This is a genomic window from Streptomyces sp. SID486 (genome assembly GCF_009865385.1).
In the GTDB taxonomy this organism is placed as follows: domain Bacteria; phylum Actinomycetota; class Actinomycetes; order Streptomycetales; family Streptomycetaceae; genus Streptomyces.
Genome location: NZ_WWJT01000227.1, coordinates 1 through 6133, shown reverse-complemented (window position 1 = coordinate 6133; position 6133 = coordinate 1). Strand labels below are relative to the sequence as shown.

6 protein-coding genes are annotated in these 6133 nt (G+C 72.8%); 1 reads left to right on the top strand and 5 read right to left on the bottom strand.

What is annotated here, in order from left to right; all coding sequences use genetic code 11:
- Positions 1-91: 91 nt before the first annotated feature.
- Positions 92-1261, bottom strand: a complete 1170-nt coding sequence (locus tag GT045_RS11895; RefSeq protein ID WP_161334130.1) for a steroid 3-ketoacyl-CoA thiolase — start codon at positions 1259-1261, stop codon at positions 92-94.
- A 230-nt stretch (positions 1262-1491) separates the two neighbouring features.
- On the opposite strand from GT045_RS11895, the gene GT045_RS11890 reads away from it, so the two are divergent.
- Positions 1492-2727, top strand: a complete 1236-nt coding sequence (locus GT045_RS11890) for a cytochrome P450 (protein ID WP_161288418.1) — start codon at positions 1492-1494, stop codon at positions 2725-2727.
- 13 nt (positions 2728-2740) lie between these two features.
- Here the strand turns inward: GT045_RS11890 and GT045_RS11885 are convergent, their stop codons facing one another.
- The 4 genes from GT045_RS11885 to GT045_RS11870 form a co-directional block, all read right to left on the bottom strand.
- Complete coding sequence (locus tag GT045_RS11885; protein WP_161288420.1) at positions 2741-3427, bottom strand: YoaK family protein; 687 nt, start codon at positions 3425-3427, stop codon at positions 2741-2743.
- Positions 3428-3724: 297 nt separating this feature from the next.
- On the bottom strand, positions 3725-4138 hold the full coding sequence (locus GT045_RS11880; RefSeq protein WP_161288422.1) for a transglycosylase SLT domain-containing protein: 414 nt from the start codon (positions 4136-4138) through the stop codon (positions 3725-3727).
- Between the two features lie 332 nt (positions 4139-4470).
- A complete protein-coding gene (locus tag GT045_RS11875) occupies positions 4471-5334 on the bottom strand; it encodes an ECF transporter S component (protein WP_161334129.1) in 864 nt (287 codons plus the stop codon).
- The coding region (locus tag GT045_RS11870) for an ATP-binding cassette domain-containing protein (RefSeq protein ID WP_237538530.1) at positions 5331-6133 on the bottom strand (803 nt) is incomplete at its 5' end. The genes GT045_RS11870 and GT045_RS11875, both read right to left, overlap by 4 nt.

The window sequence follows — 6133 nt, the reverse complement described above, 5'->3', positions numbered from 1 at the left end:
CCCGCCGGCCCCGCCGGCCCCGCCGGCCCCGCCGGCCCCGCCGGCCCCGCCGGCCCCGCCGGCTCCATCCGCTCGCCGGGCCGGACCTCCGCTACAGCCGTTGAATGATCGTGCCGGTCGCCAGTGCGCCGCCCGCGCACATCGTGATGAGGGCGAACTCCTTGTCGGCGCGCTCCAGTTCGTGCAAGGCCGTGGTGATCAGGCGGCCGCCTGTCGCCCCCACCGGGTGGCCCAGTGCGATCGCACCGCCGTTCACGTTGACCTTGTCCAGGTCCTGCTCGAAGACCTGGGCCCAGCTCAGCACCACCGACGCGAACGCCTCGTTGATCTCCACGAGGTCGATGTCCTTCAGGGACATCCCCGCCTTGCCCAGCACCGCGCGCGTCGCGTCCACGGGCCCGTCGAGATGGAAGTGCGGGTCGGCGCCGACCAGCGCCTGGGCGACGATCCGCGCCCTGGGCTTCAGCTTCAGGGCGCGAGCCATCCGCTTCGACGCCCACATGATCGCCGCCGCGCCGTCGGAGATCTGGGACGAGTTGCCGGCGGTGTGGATCGCCTTGGGCATCACCGCCTTGAGGCCGGCCAGTGCCTCCGGTGACGTGTCGCGCAGGCCCTCGTCCCGGTCGACCAGGCGCCACATGCCCTGCCCGGCGTGCTGCTCGTCCTCCGTGGTGGGCACCTGCACGGCGAAGGTCTCCCGCTTGAAACGTTCCTCCGCCCAGGCGTGGGCGGCCCGCTCCTGTGAGCGCAGGCCGAGCGCGTCGACGTCCTCGCGGGTCAGGCCCCGGTGCCGGGCGATCCGCTCGGCCGCCTCGAACTGGTTGGGCAGGTCGACGTTCCACTCGTCCGGGAACGGCTTGCCCGGGCCGTGCTTGGAGCCGGAACCCAGCGGGACCCGCGACATGGCCTCGACTCCGCAGCTGATGCCGACGTCGATCACGCCCGCGGCGACCATGTTGGCCACCATGTGCGCGGCCTGCTGGGAGGAGCCGCACTGGCAGTCGACGGTCGTGGCGGCCGTCTCGTAGGGGAGGCCCATGGTCAGCCAGGCCGTGCGCGCGGGGTTCATGGACTGCTCGCCGGCGTGTGTCACCGTGCCGCCGACGATCTGCTCGACCGCGTCGGCGGGGATGCCGGTGCGGCCGAGGAGTTCACGGTAGGTCTCGCCCAGCAGATAGGCGGGGTGCAGGTTGGCGAGCGCGCCGCCGCGCTTGCCGATCGGGGTGCGGACGGCTTCGACGATCACGGGTTCGGCGGCCATGGGTGCGGGTCCTCTCCGAGAGGGCTCTCCTCCAGAACTAGTACGCGTTCTAGTTCTGTCCAGCAGTCTGCTGACGTGACGTCCATCACCGCAAGGGTCTTGCAGGTGCCGGGGGTGCGTTCGGCGCCACTTCCCCACGGATTGGCGATGCCCTGGCCCTTGCTACTTGTAGAACCGGTTACTACCTTCACGGCACCCGCTGATGGTCCGTCAGATGGCTGGAGTCGCCGATGCCCTGTCCAGCGCTGCCCGACGGGTTCGACCTCACCGACCCCGACCTGCTGCACCACCGCGTGCCCCTCCCGGAGTTCGCCCAGCTGCGGCGTACCGAACCGGTCCGCTGGATCCCGCAGCCGCACGGTGCCGCGGGCTTCGCCGACGCCGGCTACTGGGCCGTCACCCGGCACGCCGACGTCAAGCACGTCTCCACCCACCCGGAGCTCTTCTCCTCCTACCTCAACACCGCGATCATCCGCTTCAACGAGCACATCCAGCGCGACGCGATCGACGCCCAGCGGCTGATCCTGCTCAACATGGATCCACCGGAACATACGCGGGTGCGCCAGATAGTGCAGCGCGGGTTCACGCCACGCTCGATCCGTGCGCTGGAGGACCGGCTGCGCGCCCGCGCCGAGGCGATCGTCGCCGCCGCCCGCGCCCGCTCCGGGCCCTTCGACTTCGTCACCGAGATCGCCTGTGAACTGCCCCTGCAGGCCATCGCCGAACTGATCGGGGTCCCGCAGGAGGACCGGTCCAGGATCTTCGACTGGTCCAACAGGATGATCGCGTACGACGACCCCGAGTACGCCATCACGGAGGAGGTCGGCGCGCGGTCGGCCGCCGAGATCATCGCCTACTCGATGAACATGGCCGCCGAGCGCAAGCGCTGCCCGGCGCAGGACATCGTGACGACCCTGGTGGCCGCGGAGGACGAGGGCAACCTGAACTCCGACGAGTTCGGCTTCTTCGTGCTCATGCTGTCGGTGGCCGGCAACGAGACGACCCGCAACGCCATCACCCACGGCATGCACGCCTTCCTCACCCACCCCGGGCAGTGGGACCTCTTCACGCGTGAGCGCCCCTCGACCACGGCCGAGGAGATCGTCCGCTGGGCCACTCCGGTCAACGCCTTCCAGCGCACGGCGACCCAGGACACGGAGCTGGGCGGCGTGCTGATCAGGAAGGGCGACCGGGTCGGCCTGTTCTACGCCTCCGCCAACCACGACCCCGAGGTCTTCACCGACCCCGACACCTTCGACATCACCCGCGATCCCAACCCCCACCTGGGCTTCGGCGGCGGCGGTCCCCACTTCTGCCTCGGCAAGTCGCTGGCCGTCCTGGAGATCGACCTCATCTTCGACGCGCTGGCCGACGCGCTGCCCGGCCTGCGCCTGGCGGGCGACCCGCGCCGGCTGCGCTCGGCCTGGATCAACGGGGTGAAGGAGCTGAGGGTGGTCGCCGACTGAGCCGCGGCGCCGCTCACTCCCGGCCCGAGGCCACCAGCGCCAGGACGGCCGAGGCCAGCGCCGCGATCAGCAGCGGGATGCCCAGGCCGTGGTGCAGCACCAGCCATGCGCCCAGGCAGGCGCCGCCCGCCATGGCGAACGCGGACGCGGTACGGCGCGGGGAGCGGTGGCCCGTGCCGTCGCCGAGGCGGGACTCGGAGGCCAGGGCGGTCAGGGTCATGGTCAGGACCGTCGTGGTGAGGTCGGGCACGCCCAGTTTGCGGACCGTGGCGTTGCGCAGGCCCATCGCGAGGGCCGTAAGGGCGATCAGGGCGTACCGGGTGCCTTCGGCGTCCGGCCAGGCGAAGGCCACGGCCGCGGACGCGCCGACCAGCACCGCCTCCGCCGCCAGGGTGAGCCGGGCCCACCCGCGCCGGGAGCCCCGGCCGCGGCGGGCCGCCACCCGGCCGCCGGTCACCGCGCCCAGCAGGAAGCAGGCCAGGGACGCGGCCGTGTGGGACACGGAGAAGCCGGGAGCCCCGGCCGCGGCGAAGCCCAGGACGACGACGTTGCCGGTCATGTTGGCGGTGAAGACCCGGCCGAGCCCCAGATAGCCGACGGCGTCGATCAGGCCGCTGACCACGGTCAGCGTCAGCAGCACGGTCACCAGCCGCAGCCCGCGCGTCTCCGGGTCCCGCGCCGGTGGCGTCGGCGTCGTCATCGCTCCTCCGAAGGGGCAGAAGAAGATGCCGGGACGCTTTCACCCGCTGCCGGGGGACGCCCGGACATCCGCCCGCATCAGGGGTGACGCGGCGGAAAAGCACCCCGGTCGGCCCATCGCCCCGACAGGGAGGCGCACCTGCCCGGACAGGGAGACGCACCCGCCCGGACAGGGAGACGCACCCGCCCGGACAGGGAGGCGCACCTGCCCGGACAGGGAGGGGCACCTGCCCGGACAGGGAAACGCACCCCCGCCCGAGGGGCGGGGGTGCGGATCGCTGTGCTGGGGGGTGGTGGCTCAGTACCAGCCGTTGGCCTGCCAGAAGCTCCAGGCCTTGGTCGGGCTGCCGTAGCGGGAGTTCATGTAGTCCAGGCCCCACTTGATCTGGGTGGCCGGGTTGGTCTTCCAGTCGGAGCCGGCGGAGGACATCTTGGAGCCCGGCAGGGCCTGGACCAGGCCGTAGGCGCCGGAGGAGCTGTTGGTGGCGGCCGGGTTCCAGCCGCTCTCGTGCGCGACGATCTTGCTGAAGGCGCTGAACTGCGCGGCGTCCGGGATCATCTTGTGCGCGATCGCCTGAGCGGAGGAGGCCGACGTGGTGGCGGCCTGGGCGGGCGCCGCGGTCAGAGCCATGCCGGCGGTGGCGGCGGCCACGGCGGCGGTGGTGAGGGCCTTCTTCGGGGAAGCGATGCGGCGGATGAAGGAGACGGACACGGAGAACCTCTTGCGTCGGGGACGGGGGATCGCCCGCATGGGACGGGCCACGCGCTGTGGCCGCATGCGTCGGCGCCGCGACCCGGGTGGGCGTCGGCGCCTGGCGACGTCGTCCAGATAAGCAGGCCCGACAGGTGTCCGCAATGACCCCCTTTACTAGTTGTGGCCGGATCGGCGAGGAATGTCCGCTCTGTGGCGTGGGTCTCAATCCGCAGGTCAGAAGGAGTGCAGGACGGGATAAATCGGACAGCGACGGCTACGGCCCTCCGTCGTAGGTGACGTGCGTCATGTGGGGTGCTTCACCGGCCCGCTCACACCGTGCGAGCGGGGCGTCACCCGGCGGGACCGTCGAATGTGACCGCGGTCTCGAAAGCGGCCCGGCGCGTGGCCCGGCGCAGGGCCCGCAGCACCGCCGGGCCGAGAGCCAGGGTCAGCACGACGGTGCAGAGGGCCCGGCCCAGGTCCCACCCGAGCGAGGTGGCCGCGCAGTACGCGACGAAGCGGGCCAGGTTGGTGCCGACCGGGGCTGCGGCGTCGAAGGAGATGTTCGAGGCCGCGGCGGCCAGGAAGGGCCAGCCGGCCAGGTTCATGACCGTGCCGTAGGCGAAGGCCGCGAGAAAGCCGTAGCAGGCGAGCATCAGCAGCTCGGCCCGGCCGCGCGCCCTCTTCCTAGGACGCGACCCGGCGTGGGCGGCGGTGCCCGCCCCGCCGCCCGGCAGCAGCCCGGCGCCCATGGCGAACCAGCCCATCGACAGCATCTGGAACGGCAGCCACGGCCCCACCCCGCCCGTGAGCAGCGCCGACGCGAACATCGTCACCGAGCCCAGCGCGAACCCGAAGCCGGGGCCCAGCACCCGCCCGCTGAGCACCATCAGGAAGAACATCGGCTCGATGCCCGCCGTGCCCGCTCCGATCGGCCGCAGCGCCGCCCCGGTCGCCGCCAGCACGCCCAGCATGGCCACGGCCTTGGGACCGAGCGCCGACTCCGAGATCGTCGCCGCCACGACCGCCACCAGCAGCACCAGCAGACCGGCGAAGAGCCAGGGCGCGTCCTGGGCGTGGGCGCTGAGCTGCGAGGACGGCGGGGCGAGGAAGGGCCAGCAGAAGGCGACGACGCCCACCGCGCTGGTCAGCGCCAGCGCGGCGAGCGAGCGGGGGCCGAGCCGGACGGCCCGGACCCGTGCGGTGCGGCTCATGCCAGCGCCTCCCGCACCTCGGTCACGGTCAGCCACCGCTGCGGGGCCAGGATCTTCGTCACCTGCGGCGCGAAGGAGGGCGAGGACACCACGATGTCGTCCGTCGGGCCGTCGGCGATCACCTCGCCGTCGGCGAGCAGCACCACCCGGTGCGCCAGCTCGGCGGCCAGCTCCACGTCATGCGTGGCCAGCACGATCGCGTGCCCCTCGGCCGCCAGTTCCCGCAGGACGGTGACCAGGCGGCCCTTGGCCGCGTAGTCCAGGCCACGGGTCGGCTCGTCCAGCAGGAGCAGGGGAGGACGGGCGGTCAGGATCACGGCCAGCGCGAGTGCCAGGCACTGGCCCTCGGACAGGTCCCGCGGGTGGGTGCCGTCCGCGATGTCCGGCAGGAGTCCGGACACCAGGGCCCGGCAGGTGCCGGGCGCGGCGCCCGCGTCCCGGTCGGCGGCGGCGCACTCGGCGGCGACCGTGTCGGCGTACAGCAGGTCGCGGGGGTCCTGGGGGACGAGACCGACCTGACGCAGGAGGTCCCTGGGCGGCGTGCGGTGCGGTACCAGCCCGCCGGCCAGGACCGTCCCGGCCGACGGCTCCACCAGTCCGACGAGCGCACCGAGCAGTGTGGACTTGCCGGCGCCGTTGCGGCCCATGAGCGCGACGGTCTCGCCCGGCACCACGGTCAGGTCCACCTGGCACAGCGCCTGGATCCGGTCACGGCGCACCGAGAGGGACCGGACCTCGGCGCCGGGCCCCCCGGCGCCGGGGGGAAGGAGCGCAGAGGGGGACAGGGAGGGGGAGGGAG

Bases quoted from the DNA above. Each gene is read 5' to 3' on its own strand.
- GT045_RS11890 (WP_161288418.1), top strand. From the start codon at position 1,492: ATGCCCTGTCCAGCGCTGCCCGACGGGTTCGACCTCACCGACCCCGAC.
- GT045_RS11875 (WP_161334129.1), bottom strand. From the start codon at position 5,334: ATGAGCCGCACCGCACGGGTCCGGGCCGTCCGGCTCGGCCCCCGCTCG.
- GT045_RS11885 (WP_161288420.1), bottom strand. From the start codon at position 3,427: ATGACGACGCCGACGCCACCGGCGCGGGACCCGGAGACGCGCGGGCTG.
- GT045_RS11895 (WP_161334130.1), bottom strand. From the start codon at position 1,261: ATGGCCGCCGAACCCGTGATCGTCGAAGCCGTCCGCACCCCGATCGGC.